Genomic DNA, 20,502 nt, shown 5'->3' on the forward strand with positions numbered 1-20,502 from the left:
GCGGGCATTGGCCCCCGAACCATCATAAGAGGAAGTTCATCTTGATCGACAGCATCCTTGCAGGGTTCGCTCTGATTGCTCAGTGGCCGACGCCGCTCTATCTTGTTGCCGGCGTTCTGATTGGCATCTGGCTGGGTGCCGTGCCCGGCCTTGGCGGCGTCACAGGCCTTGTGCTGGTCTTGCCCTTCACTTTCAGCATGGAACCGGCACCCGCTTTTGCGCTCATGCTGGGCATGTTTGCACCGATTACCACCGCCGATACACTGTCATCGGTGTTGCTGGGCACACCGGGCACCGCAGGATCGCAAGCGACGGTCCTGGACGGCTATCCTTTGGCGAAGAAGGGGCAGGCCGAGCGCGCCCTTGGCGCGGCTTACACGGTTTCCGCTTTTGGCGGTGTGTTCGGTGCGCTCATGCTTTTGCTGTTCCTGCCTATCGCCATGCCGCTGATCATGCTTCTGGGGACGCCCGATTTCTTTCTTCTGGCCTTGCTGGGTCTGTTGATGGTCGGCTCGGTCTCGGGGCCGTCGCTGGCCAAGGGGATGGGCGCTGCGGCGATCGGGCTGCTCATGTCACAGGTCGGATTCCCGGTCTCCAGCCCTGCCCCGCGCTACTGGTTCGGTGAGATCTCGCTGATGGACGGGCTGCCGCTGGTGCCGGTCGTTCTGGGCCTGTTCGGCGTCGCCGAAATGCTGCGGCTGTCACTGCGCGATTCCTCGATCTCGGCGGTGCCGCGTGAGCAGGCAGAGGGCGGACGGCTGATAGACGGGATCCGCGACGCCTTTCATCACCGCTGGCTGGCATTTCGCTGCGCGATGCTGGGAACCTATCTGGGCATGCTGCCTGGGATCGGCAACGCAGTGGCCGACTGGATCGCCTATGGCCATGCCGTTCAGTCGGCCAAGGACAAGTCTCAGTTTGGCAAAGGTGACATTCGCGGGGTGATTGCACCGGAATCCACCAATAATGCCGTGATCGGCGCCGCGCTGATCCCGACCCTCACGTTGGGCATCCCCGGAACGGGTGCAATGGCGATCCTGCTGGGCGCTATGCTGATCCACGGGCTGACCCCGGGTCGGATGATGCTGACCGAGCATTTGGATCTGACAATCAGCATGATATGGACGATCGTCATCGCCAATGTCTTGGCAGCCGGTCTGCTGATGATCTGGGGACGGCAGTTCGCGCGGGCGGCCTTCATTTCCGGTCACTACATCGTACCGGCGGTGCTGATGTTCCTGTTCATGGGCGCATGGCTTTTCGCCGCCGATCTGTCCAGCTGGTATCTTCTGCTCGCCTTCGGGGTTTTGGGCTGGCTGATGGGTGAGGCGGGATGGCCCCGTCCGCCGCTGGTGCTTGGCTTCGTTCTGGGCAAGATCATGGAGCAATCGGCGATCCTCGCGTTGCAATCCTACGCGCTGGCCGACTTCATGACGCGACCGCAAACTCTGATCCTGATCGCCTGCGTGGTGCTTTTCCTCGGTTATTCAGCATGGAGCGCCTTGCGTACCGCCAAGGCTCTTGGCGACAACCCGGCGCAAGAAGGCGCGGTCAGGAATGCGTGGCTGTCGGTCGGCTTTGGCTTGGCGATGCTGGCGATCTTTGGCTGGGCCTTGTCCGAAGCACTGGACTGGACGTTGTTCGCCAGAACCATGCCGATGATCATCACCATCTCGGGGATTGCCATTTTCCTGTTCACCATCACGACGGATTTCCGCCGCGGCCTCAGGGCCGCACAAGGTCCGCTGATCGAAGCGCCGATGAAAACGGTGGTGTTCTTCGGGCTCTTGCTGGCGATGGTATTGGGCGCGTGGTGGGTCGGTCAGATGGTTGCGATGACCGCGTTCGTGCTGATCTATCTGCTGGTCGTCGGCCGGGTCCGTCCGCTGTGGGGCGTGGCGCTGTATTCGCTGGGTGTTTTCTGCGTGCTGTATGGCCTTTACGCCGAAGTTCTCAACGTCCGCTTCCTGCGCGCTCACCTGTGGTGAGCGCGTACGCCTGCATCAAGGGCTGCCAGATGCGCATCGACGACCGGGGCCAGTAGCGCCGGATCAAGTTTGTCCAGCGTGTCCTGCGGGGTGTGAAACCACCGCGACTGGCCCAACACGGCAAATGCATGCGTGTATCCCAGATCGGCGATCGCCGAGAGTTCACCAGCGCCCCTGACGATGTCGCGGGTATCGTCAAGGCCTGACAACCCGCGGAACGCAATCGCACATGACGGCATCATCGCCGGTGTCGCCATCACGACCCGATTGGGGTCTGCGCTGCCGGTCATCCGGCCGTTCCGGACTTCCTGCTTGTCGTTCGCGGCAAGCGTGGCGCCGATATGAACCCAGACATCGGTCTGCCTTGGGGGCGGCGCAAGCTTCAGGGCTTCATGTGTCCCTGAGAAAGCCAGTTCATGACCCGTGGTGTTGATCAGAAATAGGGAATGGTCGGGGTACAAGGCAGGCAACCGCCGCGCCATCGCAATGAAGGCCGCCGTACCCGAACCGCGTTCGGTAAGGCAGCTGAAAAACCCCGTGCGCGGCGTAGACACCGCAATCCAGCGCGGGCCCGCATGGCGCTGCGCAATAAGGTTGGGCGACGTCATCTGATCAACACCGCCCTGCAGGGTCAGCGTCACCGTGCGCCCGGCCATCGCAAGGTACTGCGGCAACTCGTCGGGTTTGCCCATGACCAAGGGCACCGGCACATAGGCCCGGTCAGCATATGTGTTGAGACCCAGAATATCCCCCGACGGGCCGGTCGCCAGCACGATCAACGCCTTTGCGCCGGCTGTCATCACCGACTCGATCAGCGGTGCCACAGGCGGCAGCCAGAGTGTCGAATGACGCGCATAAGGAAGAACCAGAACGGCGATTGCCCCGCTTGCCTGCGACGCCTGCACCGCGGCATGGATCACAACAAGCGGCGCCGTTACCATTCCCGGGATCATGTTGGGTTGCGCATAGAGCGTAAAATTGCCGCCAGTCAGCGACAAATGCTCGACCCGGTTCACGGGGATGGTCACGGGCTGTTGGGTAACCTGAAACCCGGCTGCCGCCAGTTCCGAGCTGATCCAACCCGCTGTTGCCATGTCCCCTGCGCTACCGGCGTGCTTGTTTCCGAACCCGGCATGTCTGCTCAGCAGCGTCGTCAATTCCTCATCCATCATAAGCCCCCCTGGTTTGCACAGAGTCTATGGTGCGGCGGCGCATCGAGCAGCCGTCAAAGCGCGCGATCAGCCTTTGCAGGAAGCGAAAACTCCGCCCCTCTGCGAAGAGGTTTCACTGTGTTTTCGCGTTGTGGCGCAACGCAGCCTGAGAAGGTTTCGCACCCTGAATCCCTGCGGCCAGAGGAGAGGGATGAGCAAACCATCCCCCGCCCGCTAGCGCACTGGTCCAGCTACTTAGCGATGCTGTGCAAGCGGGGGTCGCTGTTGTGCTGAGTGGGCAAGGTCGTATCCTCCCTTGCTCACAACTAGAGCGCGTGATCCCTGCCGCGATCTGGCGCTGCTGTGAATGTGATCGCCGTTGACCGCGCGGTGCCTTGGAATGCGCATCGTGAGAGAGCATCACTATCGGTATCTACGTACGATCAGAAGGGCTTACCCATGCGACTGAACTTTCAACGACTTGGCGGACGTCACCTTGCCTTCTCCACGGCTCTGGCAACTCTGATGGCGGCCTCGGCTACGGCGCAGCCAATGCCCGACCTGCAATCATGTGGCACTGCCGGTCCTTCGCGGCTCAGTGTCGTGGGCGAAGGACAGTCGCGCACTGCCCCGGATCTGGCGACGGTGCAGGTCGGCGTGACCACCCAAGCCGACAGCGCAGCGGAAGCAATGCGCCTGAACGCGCAACAGCAGACGGCGGTGATTGAGGCCCTTAATGCTGCCGGGATTGCCAGCGAGAACCTGCAGACCTCGGGTGTGACCCTGTCCCCGCAAATGGCCTATAACGAGGGCCAGCCGCCCACCGTCACCGGGTATCAGGCCAGAAATATGGTCAGCGTCCGCATGTCGGACCTGACCCGCGTGGGCGAGGTTCTCGACACCATCGTGGCCGCCGGTGCCAACGAGATCAACGGCATCTCCTTTACTCTTGAGAACGCCGCGGACGCTATGGACGACGCCCTTCGCGCAGCCGTAGCCGATGCGCGGCGCAAGGCCGAGGTGCTGGCCGAGTCGTCTGGTCTCTCGTTGGGTGCTGTCATCACGGTTCGCGACCTGCCTTCTGGTGTCAGTGATCCCAGCCCGATGATGCGCATGCAGGCCGATTCGGCAGGGTCAGTCCCCATCCAGGCGGGTGAAGCGAGTTTGGCCGCGCGCGTCGAAGTCGTGTACTCGCTGATCGGTGACGGCGCCTGCGCCCAATAACGATCAACCGCCCAGGCGTGTGGCGGCACTGGCAATCCGGCGGAAAGGGCCCCTCGCCCTTTCCTATCCGCCCGGTCGGCGGTACGAAAGCCGACCGGGCGCGAGAGAGGGCAAGGACTGCCAGAGCGAGCAGTCCTTCACCGCTTGTGTCGGATCGGTTCCCGAAAGCCTTGGCCACCGCGCACCGTCAGACCACGACGTCGTGCAACGCGCCGCGCTCGATATGCAGCGTCTGCTCAGCGATGGCCTTGAGCAGGTTCGGGCTGGATTCGGTCACAAGGATCGCGATATCGCGCTTTTTGTCGTGCAGCGTCGCCAGTGTGCGGGCGTATTCCAGCGCCAGCGCCGGGGCGAGGCCCTGAAACGGTTCGTCGAGCAAGAGCACTTTCTCGGCCACCATCAGCGCGCGCCCCAGAGCCACGATCTTGCCCTGCCCGCCCGAAACACCGCCGCCGGGGCGACTGCGCAGGGTGGTCAACTGGGGCAGGAGCGTGAAGATCTCGTCCAGCTTGCGGCGGCGTTCGGCCATGGGCATTTTCAGCGCCAGAGCGGGGACGAGGATGTTCTCCTCGACCGAGAAATCGCTGATCAAACGACGATCCTCGGGCGCGTAGCCGATGCCCAGACCGGCGCGGGCATAGGCGGGCTGCGTCATCAGTTCGGACCCGTCGATCTGCACCGAGCCGCCCTTGCTGGGCAACAGCCCCATGATCGCGCGCAGGGTTGTGGTCTTGCCCGCGCCGTTGCGCCCGATCAGGACCGTCGCCTTGCCTGCCTCCAGTGTGAACGAAACGTTGCGCAACACCTCGATGCCGGCGATCTCGACTTTCAGGTTTTTGACACTCAGCATCACGCCACCCCCACCACGCTTTCCAGAACCCGCGGGTCTTTGAGAACCTCGGCCGGGCTTCCCTCGGCCATGATGGTGCCGGAACTCCAGACCACCACGCGGTCGGCGTATTTCTCAACGATATCCATATCATGCTCAACAAAAAGCGCCGACAACCCACGTTGGCGCGCAGCGTGCATCAGGGTTTCCATGATCTCGAACCGCTCGATGGACGACACGCCCGAGGTCGGCTCGTCCAGCACCAGAAGCTTGGGATTGAGCGCAAAGGCCAGCGTGATGTCGGCCAGTTTGCGTTGCCCTTCGGGAAGCGTGCCAGTCAGCGTATGGGCGTGCTTTTCCAGCCCAAGCAGCTGCAGCAGGTCCATCGCTTCGTCGCGGTAGGCCGGGCGGTCAAGCGGCGTCAGCGCCTGCCAGATCCCACGCCGCGCAGCAATGGACAGCATCAGGTTGTCGATCAACGTATGGTCGGTGAACAGCTGCGGGATCTGGAACGCCCGGGCAATGCCCTGCCGGGCAATGGCGCGCGGTTGCAGGCGGGCAATGTCGCGCCCCGCCAGCCGCACTGTGCCACGGGTCGGCTTCAGATAGCCGGTGCAGATGTTCAGGAACGTTGTCTTGCCCGAGCCATTGGGGCCGATGATTGCGACGAATTCGCCCTCGTTCACGGTCAGGCTGACCCCGTCGGCGGCTTTGACGCCGCCAAAGGCAATCTCGAGATCCCGTGCTTCCAGCAGGGCGGAGGGGGTGTTGGACTGGGTCACAGGACCTCCTCCGCTTTGGCCGCGCGGCGACCGCGCAGCAGACCGACAATGCCGTTGGGCAGGAAAAAGATGACCCCCAGCAAGGCAGCGCCAACGATCAGGTTCCATGCCTCGGCCGCATAGCCAACGGCGAGTGTATGGATGCCTTCCAGCGTGATTGACCCGATGAACGGCCCGGCAACCGCGCTGAACCCGCCCAGAACCGCCGTCAGCACCAGATGGCCCGATTGCGTCCAGTAGAGGTATTCGGGCAGCACATGCCCTACTGCCATCGCAGTAAGCGCACCGCCGATTCCCGCCAGCATTGCCGAGACACTATAAGCCGAAAGCAGCGTCGCCCAGGCCGAGACGCCCAGATATTCCAGCCGCAACTCGTTGGTGTGGATCGCGCTCAGCGCCTGTCCCATCGGGCTTTGCAGATAGCGGTGACCCAGCCAGCCCGCGCCCAGCATCAGGATCAGGCAGGCGAAGAACAACACGCCCTCGAACGTTTGCCGTGCCGGCTCCCAGCCCAGAAAACTGGGCACGCCGACCCGCAAACCGTCAGTGCCGCCGGTCAGGCCATAGAGCTTGGAGAACAGGGAATAGAGCACCATCGACACTGCCAGATTGAGCATGGCGAAAAAGATCGCCCGGTAGCGCACGAGAAACGCGCCAAAGATCAGCCCGGCAACGCCTGAGACGACGGCAGCGGCAATCAGCCCGACAAAGAAATCACTGATCCCCGCTTTGGCGCTGAGAAACGCCACCGCATAAGCCCCAAGGCCAAAATACATCGCGTGCCCCAGCGAGATCAGCCCCGCGCGCAGCAAGAGCGCAACGCCGAGCGCCGCGAAGCCCTTGGCAATGGCCAGCGTCAGCATGAAGCGGGTGAAGGGAAAGACGACCGGCAGGGCCGCCAGCACAAGCACGGCGGCAATCAGCGCCAGCATTCGCTTTGACATCTCAAATTCTCCGAACCGGCGGCTTGCCGAACAGCCCATACGGGCGCACCAGCAAAACCAGCAGCATCACAATATACGGGGCGACCGCGTCCAGCTCGGGCACGTAATAGATCGCCAGCACCCGCACGAGAGCAACGATGATCGCGGCGAGAGCCGCGCCTTCGATCTGACCCAGCCCGCCGATGGCGGCGACGGCAAAGGCCAGCACCATGGTGTCCGCGCCCAGACCGGGGGCCACACCCATCGTCGGCGTGGCCATCGCCCCACCCAGAGCCGCCAGAAACACGCCCAGCGTGAAGGCAAGCGTGAAAATGCGGCGCGTGTTGATGCCCATGGCTTCGGACACTTCGCGGTCGGCGACGACCACGGCCAGCAGCCTGCCAGTGCGCGTGTGGCGGATGAACAGTCGGGTGCCAAACAGGGCCACGGCAGCGATAGCGATCAGCAGCAGCTGATAATTCAGATAGATGATGCCGCCGATCTCACTGATACCCAGCAGCGCCATGGGTGTGTCGGCGTACAGCGACGAGACACCAAAGACGAGCCGCTGCAGGTCTTCAAGGATCAGGAACAGCGCGAAAGTCACCAGAATCTGCACGGCCTCGCCGCGCCCATAGGTCCAGCGCACCAGCGTCATTTCGATCAGCGGGCCAAACAGGGCAGCGACAAAGGCCGCCGAGAGCAACAGCGCAGGAAAGGTCAGCCATGGGTTCAGCCCGGCGCTGATGATCCACAGGCCAAAACTGGCCGCGACATAGGCACCGATGGAATAAAGGCTGCCATGCGCCACGTTGAGCACTCGCAGCACGCTGAAGGCCAGCGTCAGGCCGAAGGCGACGAAAAAGATGATCGCGGCATTGGCCAGCGCATCGACAAACAGGGGTATCAGGGTCGAGACCATGGGTTTCCTCGTGCAGATCGGGGGCGGCCCGGATCCCGTGCAGGACCGGGCCGCCGGGTCATCATTCGGCGGTAGCCGGAACGAGGAAGGGTGCAAAGAACTCTGGGCTGAGCGAGGCAATCCACGCGATCGGATCTGTGCCCATCGGCGGCATCAGTGCCGATCCGTCAAAGCGCGTCAGCTGGGTCATCGCCGGATGGTCGACACCCTCGACAGCACCCACGGTGCCGACAATCTGATCGACGGGTGCATCGTTATCACCCCGGAAGGTGATCGTGCCGGTCATCGTCTCAACCGTCAGCCCCTCAAGTGCTGCAATCAGCGCAGCCGAATCCGGCCAGGCACCGTCATTGTCAGCAAGCGCCTTTTCATAAGCCGCTTGCAGCACCAGGAACGCGTTCACCATCTTCATCGTCGGAAACACCGGATCCTCGCCGAACCGCGCGCGGTAGGCTTCAGCGAACGCACCGGCGCGGCCGATCTCGGTGGCCTCGGGCGAGCGCCAGTAACCGTCGCCCAGCACGCCAACGATGGTGCCTTCGGGCACATCGACGGTTTGCAGGATCGTCTCACCCAGCGCCAGCACGACGGTGCTTTGCCGGAACAGACCGCGCGGCATCGCCTGACGCACGAAGTTTTCCAGATCAGCGCCCCAGAGGTTCGAGAAGATCACGTCGGGGCGCGCTGCCGACAGGCGCGAAATCTCGGTCTGATAGGTCGAGGCCCCCAGACGCGGGAACAGCTCGGCCACGATCTCGATCTCGGGGTTGATGGCTTGCAGCGTCGCCTGAACGATGGCGGCGGCATCATGGCCGAACGAATAGTCGGGGTTGATGAAAGCCACGCGGCGCACATCAGGATTCTGCGCCAGGAAGTACAGCGCATAGGCCATGAACTCGGGGATCGTGTTGCCGTTCGGGCGATAGTAGTACGACGATGCGCCGTCCAGCAGCAGCTGGTGGGTGTCGCAGTTCCACGCCAGCGTCGGCATTTGCAGCTGTTCGGTCACCGGGGCAAGCGCCAGACAATTGCCCGAGGACAGCGCGGCGATCATCGCCTCGACCGTGCCACTTTCGGCCAGACGGCGGTATTCGGAAATCACGCCCTGCGCGCCCTGCCCCTCATCGACATAGGTCGGCACGATCGGCACGCCACCGATGCCACCCTCGGCGTTGATCTGCTCGATGATCAGCTCGGCCCCCTGACGACCGGGCATCCCGTAAGCCGCTGCCGGCCCCGAGGTGAAGGTGAAGACGCCGACGCCCAGTTCAGCCGGGCGGTCCTGCGCTTGTGCCGCTCCGGTGACGGACAAGGCAGCCGCCAGCGCGATGGAAAGGATTTTCGGATGTCTCATGTCGGGCACTCCCTGAGTGGTGCTTGGCTGCATGGTGTTTTGGTCTTTTGCCGTGACTCGACGATAATCGTCTTGTGAAATATCACAAGCACATTATTGTCTCAGCTGTCAAGAACGCCTCCCTGCCCAACCGCCTCCCCCCGTCTTCCGGCGTCAGGTTGGCCGTTCGACACGCAGTTTTTTTGCTTAAGGATCAAAGAAGATGCAGCTTGAGATGACCCTGATCGACACCGCCAAAGCAGCTCCGCTTGCGGTTGAGATCGATACCATGGTGATCGCCGGGTGGGCTGGCCGCGACGCGGCCGCCATGGAACACCACATCCGCGAACTCGAAGCTTTGGGCGTCAAACGCCCCACCGCGACGCCCACGTTTTACCGTGTGGCAACGAATCGCCTGACCACGTCTGCACAGATCGAATGCAGTGGGCCGCATTCAAGCGGAGAGGCCGAAACGCTGATCGTTGCGCAACAGGACCGGCTTTATGTCGGTCTGGGATCAGACCACACCGACCGCCATGTCGAGACTTTCGGCGTGGCTGTGTCCAAGCAGATCTGTGACAAGCCGATCGCCGAAACGCTGTGGCCGCTGGACGAGGTTGCGGACCACTGGGACCAGCTGATTCTGCGCAGCTGGCTGACCACGGCGGAAGGCCGCGTGCTTTACCAGGAAGGCACGGTCGGCAGCTTGCTGAGCCCGCAGGATCTGATCGCGCGCTATACGGATGGCGGCACCTTGCCCAATGGGACGGCGATGATGGGCGGCACGATGCCTGCAATCGGTGGCGTACGCGCGGGCCAGCGGTTCGACTGTGCGTTGATCGACCCTGTTCTTTCGCGGGAAATCAAATTGGCGTATGACATTCTGGAATTGCCGATTGCAGGGTGACACGAGTGGCGGAAGAAAAAGCAGTTTTGGGCGGCGCGGCAGACACCGCGTCCCCTCCCGCCCGCCGCATATCGTTGCGTGATCAGGCGTATGAAACGATTAAACAGCAGATCGTGCGGTGCGAGCTGCGCCCGGGCGAAGCGATCACCGTGACCGACGTCGCCAACGCACTTAACCTTGGACGCACACCGGTGATACAGGCCATCGACCGGCTTGCCGTCGATGGTCTGGTTGAGGTGATGCCCCGCAAAGGCGTCGTCGTTTCGCCTGTCAGCATGAATGATTTCGTCGAGATCGTCGAGATGCGCGCGCTCAATGAGGGGCAGGCTGCCCGCTGGGCAGCCGAACGCGCTTCGCCCGTCGCGGTTGAGCGGATGGCCGCGAATGTCGAGGCAACATGGACCGCCGCGAAACGGGGCGCGCTGGAGGACATGATCGATTGCGACCGCGAGTTTCACCGCATGCTCAGCGGCGCGGCGCGCAACGCGATCCTGACCGAGTTTCTCAGCAACCTGCACGACCGCTCGCTGCGTTTCTGGTTCCTGTCGCTGCGCGCACCGGACCACAACATGCGGGTCTGCGAGCAGCACTCAGCGATTGTCGAGAGCATCCGCGCCCGCAACGCCGATGCCGCCGAACAGGCAATGCGCGATCATATCACCGCTTTCAGCCGCAACCTGACGGATCAGATCGGGCTGAGCTGAGTTAGCGCGCCAGAACCGCCTCAACCGCGCGTGCCAAGGCCAGCAGGCGACGGTCCTGCATCGTTTCACCCATCAGGCTGAGCCCGATGGGCAAGCCATCGACCGGCAGTGGCAACGAGATCGCGCAGCGGTCGAGCAGATTGGCGACAGTCGGATTGCGCAGGCACAGCAGGTTGGTCTGGCCATAAAGCGCCTCGTCTGCGTCCAGATCGGCGATGCGCGGCGCGGTGATCGGCACGGTGGGCATTAGGACGGCGGCAAAGGGTTGGGTCGCCGCGTCGGCCCGCGCGATCATGGCGCTGCGCTCGGTCAACAAGGCCTGCAGTTCGCCCGGCTCCTGCGTTTCGCCGCGCAGGATGCGCACCGACACGCGTGGATCATAGGCGTCGCGCTGTGTGGCAAGCAGCGCCTTGTGCACCGCCAGCGCCTCGGCCGCGACGATGCCGCCGCGCGCGTTGAGCGTGGGCAGACGGTCGAGGTCCGGCAGCGTCAGCGACACCAGCGTCACCCCTGCGGCCTCCAGCCGTTTGAGGGCGGCGGCATAGGCGCCGGCTACCTCGGGGGTCATGTCGTCGGTGACGTAATTTTCCAGCACACCAAAGCGCAGGCCCGACAGGTCAGGCTGCTCGGTGCTGTACGTGTCATCGCCGGTCAGCGCTGCGTCGATCAAGGCGCAGCAATCGGCGGTTTTCGCAATCGGCCCAATGGAATCAAGCGTTTGCGACAGCGGATAGGTGCCTCCCGCTTCCACGCGCCGGGCGGTCGGCTTGAACCCGGTCAGCCCGCAGAACGCCGCCGGGATGCGGCACGAGCCGCCGGTATCCGTGCCCAAACCCGCCGCCGCCATGCCGTCCGCCACCGACACCGCCGCGCCCGAGGACGAGCCGCCGGGAATGCGGCTGCGGTCCGCCGGGTTGCCTGGCGTGCCGTAATGCGGGTTCATGCCGAGGCCGGAATAGGCGAATTCGGTCATGTTGGTGTGGCCCATGACCACCATCCCCGCCGCGCGCAACCGCGCCACCGGGGCGGCATCAGAGCGGGCCGGGGTGGCCTGCGCCAGAACACGGGAACCCGCGTGGGTCACTTTGCCGTCGATATCAAACAGCGCCTTGATCGACACCGGGATGCCCGCCAGCATCGGCAGCGCCTCGCCGCGCGCGCGGGCCTCGTCGGTCAGACGGGCCTGCGCGAAACTGCGGTCGGGGTCGATCATGGTGAAGGCGCGTGCGCCCTCGCCCGCCGGGTCAAGGATGCGCTCAAGGCATCCTTGCGCCAGCGCCAGCGCGGTGGTTTCGCCCGCCGCCAGACGGCGGGCCAGATCGCGGATCGGTTCCATCACTGGTCCTGATCGTAATAGTGGATCTCCAGCAGCACGCAGCCGCCCTCGGACTTGAACGGTCCATGATAGGCACCGGGCGGACGGCAGGCATAGGTGTTGGGCGCAAAGGCTTCGCCCCCTTCCCCGTTCGCATCATTGCCAACCGTCAGATCGCCTGAGACGAGGTAAACCTCTTCCCAATACTCATGCACGAAGGGCGCAGTGGTGAAGACACCGGCATCGAAGCGCAACAGCCGCGTGCGGTTGCCGAACTTGCGCTCTTCGTCGAGGTATCCGGCCAGATATTTCTGCTTGATGCCCTCAGGGTAGCCCGGCGGGGTGTGCCAGCCGTCCGTCCCCATGTCGATGGCGTGGAATTCCTTGTGTTCCTTGTCGATGGTCATGGGGTCACTCCGCTGCGGTTTTCAGGTGCGCCAGCTCGTCGTCGAGCGCGTAGGTGTCGAGCATCCGGTTGACCAGCCCGGTCGAGCTGTCCCAATCGAAGGTCCGAAAGGCGTGGTTCTTGGTCACAAAGGTCGCCCCTGCGTAGAACATCTCATACTGCGTATGGCGAGAGGCGAATTCCGAACCAATGGCATCCCAGGCAAGTTTGAAGAACTTCACCCGGCCTTCGGAATCGGTGGTCGGCGATTGCTGGGTCTTGCCGATCAGCGCGCGGGTTTGAGGATCGGCAAAGTCAGCCAGCGACGAGGGCAGCATGATCAGCCCGCCCCCGGCCAGCTCGCGCAGCGAGCCGATGAAGGCGTTATAGCTTTGCTGGGTCAGAACTTGCGCCGCGTAAAGCGTGGCGGCGTCGGGTACGAAATAGCCGTTGTGATGGGTGCCCTTGACCTCCATCGAATGCACCAGCGCATCGACCAACGTGCATTGCGCCGACACCTGCCCCAAGGCCTCGCGCACCGCCGGGAAAGCGATGATGCCGTTGGTCTCGGCGATCTTGCGCGCGATCCCGGCCAGAAAGCGCATTTTCACCATCAGACGGATCTGCGCCTGATAGTTCTGATACACATGCGCCGGGGTCGCGTGGAACTGCGCGGCGGTCATCTTGATGTCCTGGTTGATGAAGACCCGGTCCCACGGCACCTTGACGTCATCGAAATAGAGAACCGCGTCATTCTCGTCGAACCGCGAGGCCAGCGGATAGTCGAACACGCTGGACGCCGCCGCCTCATAGCTTTTGCGCGACAGGACTTTCAGACCCTTGGTGTTCATCGGGATCGCAAAGGACACCGCATAGCGTTCCTCGCCTTCGCGCAGCGGCTGGATGCAGGTGACGAAGACCTCGTTGGCGACAATGCCACCCGTCGCCAGCATCTTGGCGCCGCGAATGGTCAGGCCTTCGGCGTCCTGATCGACCACACCGGCCGACAGGAACGGATCGGCCTGCTCATGCGCAGCCTTTGAGCGGTCGGCCTGCGGGTTGATGATCACATAGGTCAGATACAGTTCGTTATCACGGGCGTAGCGGTAATAGCTTTCCAGCGCCCCTGCCCGTTCCTTGTCGTAAGCCTCGAAGGCGGGCAGTCCCATCACCATGCCCGAAATGCACGAGGCGACGTGATCCGGTGCGCGGCCCAGAAAACCGCCATGCAGTTCGGTCCAGGCGACCAGCGCCTTGCGACGCTCGACCAGCTCGTCAAAGCTGCGCGGCAGTTGCCAGATGCGGTTGGCGCGCGAGCCGTCACCGGTGTCAAACGTCATCAGCTCGACGTTCTCGGGCGCAGACTGGAAGTCATACAGCTTGGCGACCGACTGCACGGTCTGGCGAAAGGCGGGGTGGGTCGTGACGTCGCCAGCGGGTGTGCCGTCAATCGTTACCTGACGGCCATCCTGCAACGAGGCTACGTGGTCTTTTCCGGTCTTCAGCATGGGGTGTCTCCTGTTGGGGCAGTCAGTAATGAATGTCGAGCGGCCAGAGCGGCGGCGCGGCCTGGCCCCGGTCGAGGCTGGCGTAGCGGCCTTGGGCAAAGACCAGCGGGTGTCGGTCGGCATGGGCGGTGAAACGGACGATCCGGGCGATGAACAACACATGGTCGCCGCCGTCGTGGCGGGTATGGGCGGCGCATTCAAACCGGGCCGCCGCGCCCGGCAACAGCGGCGCGTCACCGTGGCCGGGGGTATGCGCGATCCCCTCCCACTTGGCACCGGGGCGGGCGAAGCGGTTGGACAGATCTTGCTGGTTTTCCGCCAAAGCGTGGATCGCATAGGCCTGCGCCCGCTCCCATTGCGGCAACCCTCGTGCGCGCTTGTCGATCGAAAACAGGACCAGCGCCGGGTCCAGCGAGAGGGCGTTGAATGAGCTCATCGTCATACCGAGCAGTTCACCGTCCACCCGCGTCGTCATCACACAGACGCCAGTCGGGAACTGCCCCAGCGCGCGGCGCAAAGCCATTGGGTCCGGCGCGTCGGTCATAGGGTCTCTCCACTATCATCGAGCAGGTAGTCCGCCAGCGTCACCGCCCGCTCGGCACTGCGACGCAAGGCGTGGATGGTGCGGCACTGGCGCTCGAAATCGTCGCGCGACAGTGGCTCGAAGATCGCGTCGTTGATCTCGCATTGCAGCGGTGCGAGCTGGCGCAGCAACGCGTGGCCGCTGTCGCTGACGCTAAGCCGCACACGTCGCAGGTCGTCGGGGTTGGGTGCCTTGTCGAGCACGCCGATCTTGACCAGCTTCTTGGTTTCAACCGTCACGAACGGCGCGGACAGGCCCAGTTGATCGGCAAGTTCCTTGACGCCGACACCATAGTCTCCCTGCAGCTGCCGGATGGTCACCAGCAGCGTGTATTGCACACCCGTCAAGCCGATGAACCCGCCGAACCGTGCCCGCACATGCTCAAGGCTGGCGAGCAGCGACAGCATGTCATGCAGCATGTTGCGGAAGTTCGAATCCGAGTTGCCGACGAGCAGTTCTTCGCGGCTGACAGTCAGGTCGGTGCGGGGAGAGGCATCCATCGAATCGCTCTGCTGTTGCTGTGATATTTCACTAATGATTAGGCAACCTAACTATCTTGTCAAACTAAATTTGCACCGCATGGCTGCGGCAGGCCCCGACAGCGCAGGAAACCGGTGTGCGTTGTCGCGCCAAATCGGTTCGCCGCCACCCAGCCGAAAAGGCGAAAAGACTGCGCTAGAGGATGCTGCCCTTCAGAGTCTTGTGCCCCCGTAACAGCCTGCTGACGTCAGGCATTCCTGGATCGCCCGGTCTGGTCGCGTCTGCGTGGCGAACGCTCTGGCCGGTGCATGGCAGCCGTTGCGTTCACATCCGCGCTCGCTACAGTTGCATGCGGACGACCGGGTCCGGCTCAGCTTGCCCCGAACGCGCGCCTCGGCTGGTTCGATCGGGCCACCAGTGGCGGATCATCCGGCAAAAGGAAGCCTTGCGCGAACCGAGGCAATGACGCGACCTTGTTCAGAATACTGCTCGGCACCTCCGACGGAGACCTACGATGTTAATAACCACGCTGTCCGGATTCGCCTTTGCCGCCGGGGTCGTCCTGACCATCGCGCTGATCCGCAGCATTCTGGTGATCGGCTTCGCCTTCTGGGTGTCTTTGGGTACCCGTTTCGGAAAAGAGCGGCGCATCTATCATGTCGCCTATCGGGACAAGCAACTGATGCAGGAAGCAAAGGCCGGGCTGCTCGTGTTGCTGTTTGATGCGACGGTAATTGGCGCCAGTTCACAGCTTGGTTGGCTTAACCCAGCGCCCTTCCACTGGCTGAATGCCTTGGTCACCTTTGTTGCGGTGTTCTGCTGGATCGAGATCTGGTTCTACGTGACGCATCGCTTGATGCATACCAAGCCGCTCTATTGGTTGCATCGGCAGCACCATACCGCCGTCATTACCAATCCACTGACGTCGCTTTCTTTTTCGCTGGGCGAGCGCGCCGTGCTCTTGTTCGGGGTCCTCGGCGTGTTCCTTCCGCTGTCGAATGTGGTGCCGGTCAGTCAGGTCGGACTGATCGGCTACTTCAGCATCAACTATATTCTCAATGTCGCCGGCCACTCCAACGTCGAATTCTTCCCGCCCAACTGGGACCGCCGTTGGCTTGGCCGAGCGTTGATCACGCCGACATATCATTCGATGCACCATGCCCGGTATCGCGGTCACTATGGCCTTTTCACCCAGTTTCTGGATCGCTGGTTCGGCACCCGTTTTGAAGACTACGAACATGCGCAAACGCGGGCCGCAACCGGCAAGCCGCTAACCCGGCCGGGAGAGCGGGCAACTGGCCACGAAGCGTAACACACCCGGCGAATACCCTGGGTGGGAACCAGCAGGTACCGGGCGGTTCCAGCGTTGGACAAAGCGTTGACTCTGGCTGTGCTGTTCACCTTGGGGGCCGTGGCGCCGGATTTTAAGCCGTCGACAGACGCCATCCCGATTTCCTGCGGCGATGAGCTTCCCGGATGAGGGTCGTTCAGACCGCATGGCTTGAATGCCGCCGATGGGACTTGCGCGGCCACGGTATGGTCAGCGGTAGCATAGGTAAGGAAGCAAATAGCCCTGCCACTATACTACGCATTATTTGCCATTTCTGCGCATTACCTCTGTGTTGCTCTTGAATCCCCATCACTCCCGATAAGTTCGCCTTATCGTGTCTCTTGAAACTCCTGCCAATCGCACGCAGAATGCCGTGATGCATCCTTGTGGAAACGCTCGTTTATGACCCCGCCGCGCTCCTCCAGCCGCCCGCACGCAGCAAAAAGCAAAGCCGTATCGCTCCCCCTGCCCTCTTACGCGCAGCTGTCCGATGCCGATGAAGCCGCGCTGAGCGCTCTCTTTCGCAAAGGCACACCGGCCAACACGCTGCGTGCCTGGGAACGGGATCTGGCCTATATCGCCGCGTGGAAAATGGCGGTCTTCGGCCGTCCGCTGACCTGGCCGGAAGAAGAAGCCGTCGCCCTGCGCTTTATCCTGCACCATGCGCAGGATCTGACCGAAACGCCTGGTCCCGCGCAGGATGCGGCGCTGGAGCTGATCACCATCGGCTTGCGCCGCGAATTGACCGCCCCGGCCCCGGCGACCCTCGACCGACGGATTGCCAGCTGGCAGGCATTCCACCGCATGCGCAACCTGCCTTCGCCGTTCAGCGCGCCGCTGGTCAGCCAGGCGCGCCAGAAGTCCCGTCGCGCCAATGCCCGTCCGCGGGTGCCGAAATCCGCGCGACCGATCACCCGCGATGTGCTCACCACGCTGCTGGCCACCTGCGACGACAGCCATCGCGGTATCCGCGATCGGGCGATGCTGACGCTGGCCTTTGCCAGCGGCGGGCGGCGCCGGTCCGAGGTGACGGCGCTGAATGTCGAAGACGTCACCTTGAGCGACTTCGCGGAAAAGGGATTGGTCTGGCTGCGCTTGCTGGAAACCAAAACCACCCGCCCCGGCGACGCGCCGCGCCTGCCGCTCAAAGGCCCCGCCGCGCGGGCGCTCGTGCACTGGCTTGAGACTGCCGAACTGAAGAAAGGGCCGCTTTTTCGACCGGTCTCCAAATCCGACCGCCCCCTCCCGCGTCGGCTTGCCCCTGACGCGCTGCGAGTGATCTTGCGCCACCGCCTGGCACTGGCGGGTTTGCCGCACGACTACGCCACCCCACACGGATTGCGCGCCGGTTTCCTGACACAAGCCGCACTGGACGGCGCGCCGTTGGCCGCCGCGATGAAGCTAAGCTTGCACAAATCCGCCATTCAGGCGCAAAAATACTATGCGGATGTCGAAATCACCGACAATCCGGCCACAGATTTGTTGGGTTCCTGACCGCGTCGATTCGGAACCTGCTAGACCTAGGCCTTGACCCGCAGCCTCCCCCTACATATCGACACGCTAACACCGCGAACGGCGGATTATACCGCATTTCAACAGCTTCTGGCCGACTGTTGACAGCGACGCGCGTCACAGCGGACGAAAAGAGTCAAAAAACTGTTGTCTGATGATAAGTTGCGTGCGACAAGTTCTCTTGTCGCAAGACTGCGAAATTCCCGCGTTTTAGCGACGAAACAAGAAGGGCCCACCAAGAGGCCCTGAAGGCATGAGGGCAGCATGATCGCATCCAGCGACACACAGACGACTGAGTCCATCGCAGCCTCGATCGCCGCGAATGCCGCACGGCTGTCCGAAGCGCTGAACAACCATATGCGCAACAGCTTTCGGCCTGAAAGCCGGAAAACACTGCGCAAGTTTCAGTCTTCTGAGGTTTCCGAGCTGACCGGGATCAGCATGTCGAATCTCAGAACGCGCCATCAGGATGGTGACTTTCCCGAGGTCGAAACCGATTCTCGTGGTCGGCGGATGTATTCTGCCGAAGAGATAGACCAGATCCGCCACGTCATGGCGCGCACGGGCCGCAACGGTGAGACCTATCTGCCGGGCCGCCGCGACGGCGACGCGTTGCAGATCCTGTCGGTGGTGAACTTCAAAGGCGGCTCCAGCAAGACGACCAGCGCCATCCATCTGGCGCAGCGTTATGCGTTGCGTGGCTACCGCGTGCTCGCCATCGACATGGACCCACAGGCCAGCCTGACCACCATGTTCGGCTATCGCCCCGAGATCGAATTTGCCCAAAGCGGCACGATTTACGATGCGCTGCGCTATGAAGATCCGGTCCCGCTCAGCCAGGTCGCTCGCAAGACGTATTTCCATAACCTCGATCTGGCACCCGCCGGGTTGATGTTGTCAGAGTATGAGACCGAAACGGCCTATGCCCTTCAGCACAAGCTGGACCCGCCCTTCACCCAACGGCTGGCGATTGCTCTCGATGAAGTTGAAGCAAACTACGACCTTGTGATCATCGACTGCCCGCCACAGCTGGGTTTCACCACGATGACCGCCTTGCTGGCGTCCACCGGGCTGCTGATCACCGTTGTGCCCAGCATGCTTGACGTTGCATCAATGGCCCAATTCCTTGAAATGGCAGGGGAAACTGTCCGAACGCTGGAAGAAGCGACCGGGCCGATCGACTGGGCTTTCCTGAAGTTTCTGATCGCGCGCTACGAGCCGACCGATGTGCCGCAATCGCAAATGGCCGGTTTCCTGCGCTCGATTCTGCTCGATCAGGTACTCAATACGCCGATGCTGAAATCGACCGCGATCTCGGATGCCGGGATGACCCAGCAGACGATTTACGAACTGGAGCCGTCGCAGGTGATCAAGAAAACCCTCGACCGGATCATGGAAAGCGTGAACGGCGTGGCGGACGAGTTCGAGAAGACGATCCAGCTGGCCTGGGGAAGAGAGAGTGACTGATGGCACGCCGTAACCTGTTTCAACCCCCTCCCCCGCCGCCCACCGATGAGACCGAAAAGGCCGACGCCAAGTCGCGCTTTCCCAATACCGGCGCGATGAGTGGCGTGAAATCCACGCTCAAGGATCTGTCCAGCAACGCCGTGCGCGACATCGCGCCCGAGATGATCGACGACGGCGGCCCCAAGGACCGGCTGACGTTCAACGATGCCGACGTGGCGCTGCTGGCAGACAGTATCCGCCAGCACGGCCAGCAAGTGCCCATCATGGTTCGCCCGGTCCCCGAACGGCCCGGGCATTACCGCGTTGTCTATGGCCGGCGGCGTCTGCACGCGCTACGGCTTCTCGGCTTGCCTGCCAAGGCACTGGTGCGCTCGCTATCGGACGAGCAGGCGGTGCTGGCGCAAGGACAGGAAAACTCGCAGCGGCTGGACCCCAGCTTTATCGAGAAGGCGCTTTTCGCCGCCGAACTGTCCTCAGCGGGCTATGAGCAAGCCGTCATCATGGACGCGCTGGCCGTCGACAAGCCGATGCTGTCGCGCATGAACAAGGTTGCGCGCAGTCTGCCGGCCGAGGTGATCGAACGCATTGGCCCGGCGCATGGTGTCGGTCGTCGCCGCTGGGAAGAACTGGCCGACGTTGTCCGCGTTCAGGATCTGGACATGCTGGCTGTGGCGGCTGCCGTTGATCTGGATGGCATTCAGGCTTCCGATGAGCGCTTCGCGCGCCTCAGCGATGCTGCCCTTGCCCAAAGTCGCGCACAGACCCCGCCGCGCCCTGCGGCCTCCCCTGCCCTGTCGATCAGTCTGGACGACGGCACGGTTCTGGCCGAGGTGACGGAATCCGCGCGGTCCTTGACCGTCAAGCTCTCGAAATCAACTTCGCCGGCATTTGCGCAATGGTTGCGCGACAATGCCGAGGAAGAACTCATGCGGTTGCATGAGGCCTGGCGCGCATCGCGCGCGTCTGACTGAAAACCCCTCAACCCCCGCAACACAGGAGCACGAACCGCAGCCAGAAAAAGAAAGAGCCCCCCAAGGTCACCCCCGGAGAGCCCAATCTGTACTTTGCACCTTCAGATTTACCAGCTTCTCCCCGCCAGTCAACACCAACCGATTCGGTTGATCGGTAAACTGCGTCTTTTTTTCAAGGACGGCGGGCG

19 protein-coding genes are annotated in these 20,502 nt (G+C 62.8%); 8 read left to right on the forward strand and 11 right to left on the reverse strand.

Annotation, left to right across the window (positions count from 1 at the left end):
- Window positions 1-41 precede the first annotated feature (41 nt).
- Complete coding sequence (locus EAE28_RS16885) at window positions 42-1,988, forward strand: tripartite tricarboxylate transporter permease (protein ID WP_164736682.1); 1,947 nt, start codon at window positions 42-44, stop codon at window positions 1,986-1,988.
- Here EAE28_RS16885 and EAE28_RS16890 read toward each other — a convergent pair.
- Window positions 1,976-3,082: a hypothetical protein gene (locus EAE28_RS16890; protein ID WP_164736683.1), complete on the reverse strand. Its 1,107-nt coding sequence runs from the start codon at window positions 3,080-3,082 to the stop codon at window positions 1,976-1,978. The two genes, EAE28_RS16885 and EAE28_RS16890, sit on opposite strands and share 13 nt — an antisense overlap.
- A gap of 516 nt (window positions 3,083-3,598) precedes the next feature.
- Between EAE28_RS16890 and EAE28_RS16895 the strand changes: the two genes are divergently transcribed.
- A complete protein-coding gene (locus EAE28_RS16895; protein ID WP_127108413.1) occupies window positions 3,599-4,363 on the forward strand; it encodes an SIMPL domain-containing protein in 765 nt (254 codons plus the stop codon).
- Between the two features lie 187 nt (window positions 4,364-4,550).
- Here EAE28_RS16895 and EAE28_RS16900 read toward each other — a convergent pair whose 3' ends face one another.
- From EAE28_RS16900 to EAE28_RS16920, 5 genes are all read right to left on the reverse strand, one after another.
- Window positions 4,551-5,213 carry an ATP-binding cassette domain-containing protein gene (locus EAE28_RS16900; protein WP_127108415.1) on the reverse strand — a complete coding sequence of 221 codons (663 nt, stop codon included), beginning with the start codon at window positions 5,211-5,213 and terminating at the stop codon, window positions 4,551-4,553.
- Window positions 5,213-5,974 carry an ABC transporter ATP-binding protein gene (locus tag EAE28_RS16905; RefSeq protein WP_246022412.1) on the reverse strand — a complete coding sequence of 254 codons (762 nt, stop codon included), beginning with the start codon at window positions 5,972-5,974 and terminating at the stop codon, window positions 5,213-5,215. Before EAE28_RS16905 ends, EAE28_RS16900 begins: the two co-directional genes overlap by 1 nt.
- The gene (locus EAE28_RS16910) at window positions 5,971-6,918 is read right to left on the reverse strand and encodes a branched-chain amino acid ABC transporter permease (RefSeq protein ID WP_220443959.1); all 948 of its coding nucleotides are present in this window, start codon (window positions 6,916-6,918) and stop codon (window positions 5,971-5,973) included. Before EAE28_RS16910 ends, EAE28_RS16905 begins: the two co-directional genes overlap by 4 nt.
- A gap of 1 nt (window position 6,919) precedes the next feature.
- The gene (locus tag EAE28_RS16915; protein WP_127108419.1) at window positions 6,920-7,819 is read right to left on the reverse strand and encodes a branched-chain amino acid ABC transporter permease; all 900 of its coding nucleotides are present in this window, start codon (window positions 7,817-7,819) and stop codon (window positions 6,920-6,922) included.
- A 61-nt stretch (window positions 7,820-7,880) separates the two neighbouring features.
- Window positions 7,881-9,173 (reverse strand): ABC transporter substrate-binding protein, encoded by a 1,293-nt coding sequence (locus tag EAE28_RS16920; protein WP_127108421.1) that lies wholly within the window; start codon window positions 9,171-9,173, stop codon window positions 7,881-7,883.
- A gap of 202 nt (window positions 9,174-9,375) precedes the next feature.
- On the opposite strand from EAE28_RS16920, the gene EAE28_RS16925 reads away from it, so the two are divergent.
- Both EAE28_RS16925 and EAE28_RS16930 read left to right on the forward strand, forming a co-directional pair.
- Window positions 9,376-10,059, forward strand: coding sequence for a DUF2848 domain-containing protein (locus tag EAE28_RS16925; protein WP_127108423.1), 684 nt, complete (start codon window positions 9,376-9,378; stop codon window positions 10,057-10,059).
- Between the two features lie 5 nt (window positions 10,060-10,064).
- On the forward strand, window positions 10,065-10,763 hold the full coding sequence (locus EAE28_RS16930; RefSeq protein ID WP_281279607.1) for a GntR family transcriptional regulator: 699 nt from the start codon (window positions 10,065-10,067) through the stop codon (window positions 10,761-10,763).
- Window position 10,764: 1 nt separating this feature from the next.
- Here EAE28_RS16930 and EAE28_RS16935 read toward each other — a convergent pair whose 3' ends face one another.
- The 5 genes from EAE28_RS16935 to EAE28_RS16955 are packed head-to-tail and all read right to left on the reverse strand — an operon-like array spanning window position 10,765 to window position 15,054.
- Complete coding sequence (locus tag EAE28_RS16935; RefSeq protein ID WP_127108427.1) at window positions 10,765-12,099, reverse strand: amidase; 1,335 nt, start codon at window positions 12,097-12,099, stop codon at window positions 10,765-10,767.
- The gene (locus EAE28_RS16940) at window positions 12,099-12,485 is read right to left on the reverse strand and encodes a cupin domain-containing protein (protein WP_127108429.1); all 387 of its coding nucleotides are present in this window, start codon (window positions 12,483-12,485) and stop codon (window positions 12,099-12,101) included. The genes EAE28_RS16935 and EAE28_RS16940 overlap by 1 nt, the downstream gene beginning before the upstream one ends.
- A gap of 4 nt (window positions 12,486-12,489) precedes the next feature.
- The gene (locus EAE28_RS16945; RefSeq protein WP_127108431.1) at window positions 12,490-13,971 is read right to left on the reverse strand and encodes a 4-hydroxyphenylacetate 3-hydroxylase family protein; all 1,482 of its coding nucleotides are present in this window, start codon (window positions 13,969-13,971) and stop codon (window positions 12,490-12,492) included.
- A gap of 22 nt (window positions 13,972-13,993) precedes the next feature.
- A complete protein-coding gene (locus tag EAE28_RS16950; protein ID WP_220443960.1) occupies window positions 13,994-14,515 on the reverse strand; it encodes a flavin reductase family protein in 522 nt (173 codons plus the stop codon).
- Window positions 14,512-15,054, reverse strand: a complete 543-nt coding sequence (locus EAE28_RS16955) for a MarR family winged helix-turn-helix transcriptional regulator (RefSeq protein ID WP_127108433.1) — start codon at window positions 15,052-15,054, stop codon at window positions 14,512-14,514. The genes EAE28_RS16950 and EAE28_RS16955 overlap by 4 nt, the downstream gene beginning before the upstream one ends.
- Before the next feature lie 494 nt (window positions 15,055-15,548).
- Here EAE28_RS16955 and EAE28_RS16960 point away from each other — a divergent pair, with 494 nt between their 5' ends.
- The 4 genes from EAE28_RS16960 to repB all read left to right on the forward strand — a co-directional run bounded on the left by EAE28_RS16960 (window position 15,549) and on the right by repB (window position 20,314).
- A complete protein-coding gene (locus EAE28_RS16960) occupies window positions 15,549-16,346 on the forward strand; it encodes a sterol desaturase family protein (RefSeq protein WP_127108435.1) in 798 nt (265 codons plus the stop codon).
- A gap of 420 nt (window positions 16,347-16,766) precedes the next feature.
- Entirely contained in the window at window positions 16,767-17,858 is a 1,092-nt protein-coding gene (locus EAE28_RS16965; protein WP_127108437.1) for a tyrosine-type recombinase/integrase, read from the forward strand.
- A gap of 282 nt (window positions 17,859-18,140) precedes the next feature.
- On the forward strand, window positions 18,141-19,343 hold the full coding sequence (repA, locus tag EAE28_RS16970; RefSeq protein WP_181954503.1) for a plasmid partitioning protein RepA: 1,203 nt from the start codon (window positions 18,141-18,143) through the stop codon (window positions 19,341-19,343).
- Window positions 19,343-20,314, forward strand: coding sequence for a plasmid partitioning protein RepB (gene repB / locus EAE28_RS16975; protein WP_127108439.1), 972 nt, complete (start codon window positions 19,343-19,345; stop codon window positions 20,312-20,314). The genes repA and repB overlap by 1 nt, the downstream gene beginning before the upstream one ends.
- Window positions 20,315-20,502: the final 188 nt, after the last annotated feature.

Origin of the sequence: Pararhodobacter zhoushanensis (genome assembly GCF_003990445.1) — a bacterium.
Taxonomy (GTDB): Bacteria; Pseudomonadota; Alphaproteobacteria; order Rhodobacterales; family Rhodobacteraceae; genus Pararhodobacter; species Pararhodobacter zhoushanensis.

Coding starts and splice junctions, on each gene's coding strand:
- EAE28_RS16890 (WP_164736683.1), bottom strand. CDS start 3,082: ATGGCAACAGCGGGTTGGATCAGCTCGGAACTGGCGGCAGCCGGGTTT.
- EAE28_RS16895 (WP_127108413.1), top strand. CDS start 3,599: ATGCGACTGAACTTTCAACGACTTGGCGGACGTCACCTTGCCTTCTCC.
- EAE28_RS16900 (WP_127108415.1), bottom strand. CDS start 5,213: ATGCTGAGTGTCAAAAACCTGAAAGTCGAGATCGCCGGCATCGAGGTG.
- EAE28_RS16910 (WP_220443959.1), bottom strand. CDS start 6,918: ATGTCAAAGCGAATGCTGGCGCTGATTGCCGCCGTGCTTGTGCTGGCG.
- EAE28_RS16915 (WP_127108419.1), bottom strand. CDS start 7,819: ATGGTCTCGACCCTGATACCCCTGTTTGTCGATGCGCTGGCCAATGCC.
- EAE28_RS16920 (WP_127108421.1), bottom strand. CDS start 9,173: ATGAGACATCCGAAAATCCTTTCCATCGCGCTGGCGGCTGCCTTGTCC.
- EAE28_RS16925 (WP_127108423.1), top strand. CDS start 9,376: ATGCAGCTTGAGATGACCCTGATCGACACCGCCAAAGCAGCTCCGCTT.
- EAE28_RS16935 (WP_127108427.1), bottom strand. CDS start 12,099: ATGGAACCGATCCGCGATCTGGCCCGCCGTCTGGCGGCGGGCGAAACC.
- EAE28_RS16940 (WP_127108429.1), bottom strand. CDS start 12,485: ATGACCATCGACAAGGAACACAAGGAATTCCACGCCATCGACATGGGG.
- EAE28_RS16945 (WP_127108431.1), bottom strand. CDS start 13,971: ATGCTGAAGACCGGAAAAGACCACGTAGCCTCGTTGCAGGATGGCCGT.
- EAE28_RS16950 (WP_220443960.1), bottom strand. CDS start 14,515: ATGACCGACGCGCCGGACCCAATGGCTTTGCGCCGCGCGCTGGGGCAG.
- EAE28_RS16955 (WP_127108433.1), bottom strand. CDS start 15,054: ATGGATGCCTCTCCCCGCACCGACCTGACTGTCAGCCGCGAAGAACTG.
- EAE28_RS16960 (WP_127108435.1), top strand. CDS start 15,549: ATGTTAATAACCACGCTGTCCGGATTCGCCTTTGCCGCCGGGGTCGTC.
- EAE28_RS16965 (WP_127108437.1), top strand. CDS start 16,767: ATGACCCCGCCGCGCTCCTCCAGCCGCCCGCACGCAGCAAAAAGCAAA.
- repA (WP_181954503.1), top strand. CDS start 18,141: ATGATCGCATCCAGCGACACACAGACGACTGAGTCCATCGCAGCCTCG.
- repB (WP_127108439.1), top strand. CDS start 19,343: ATGGCACGCCGTAACCTGTTTCAACCCCCTCCCCCGCCGCCCACCGAT.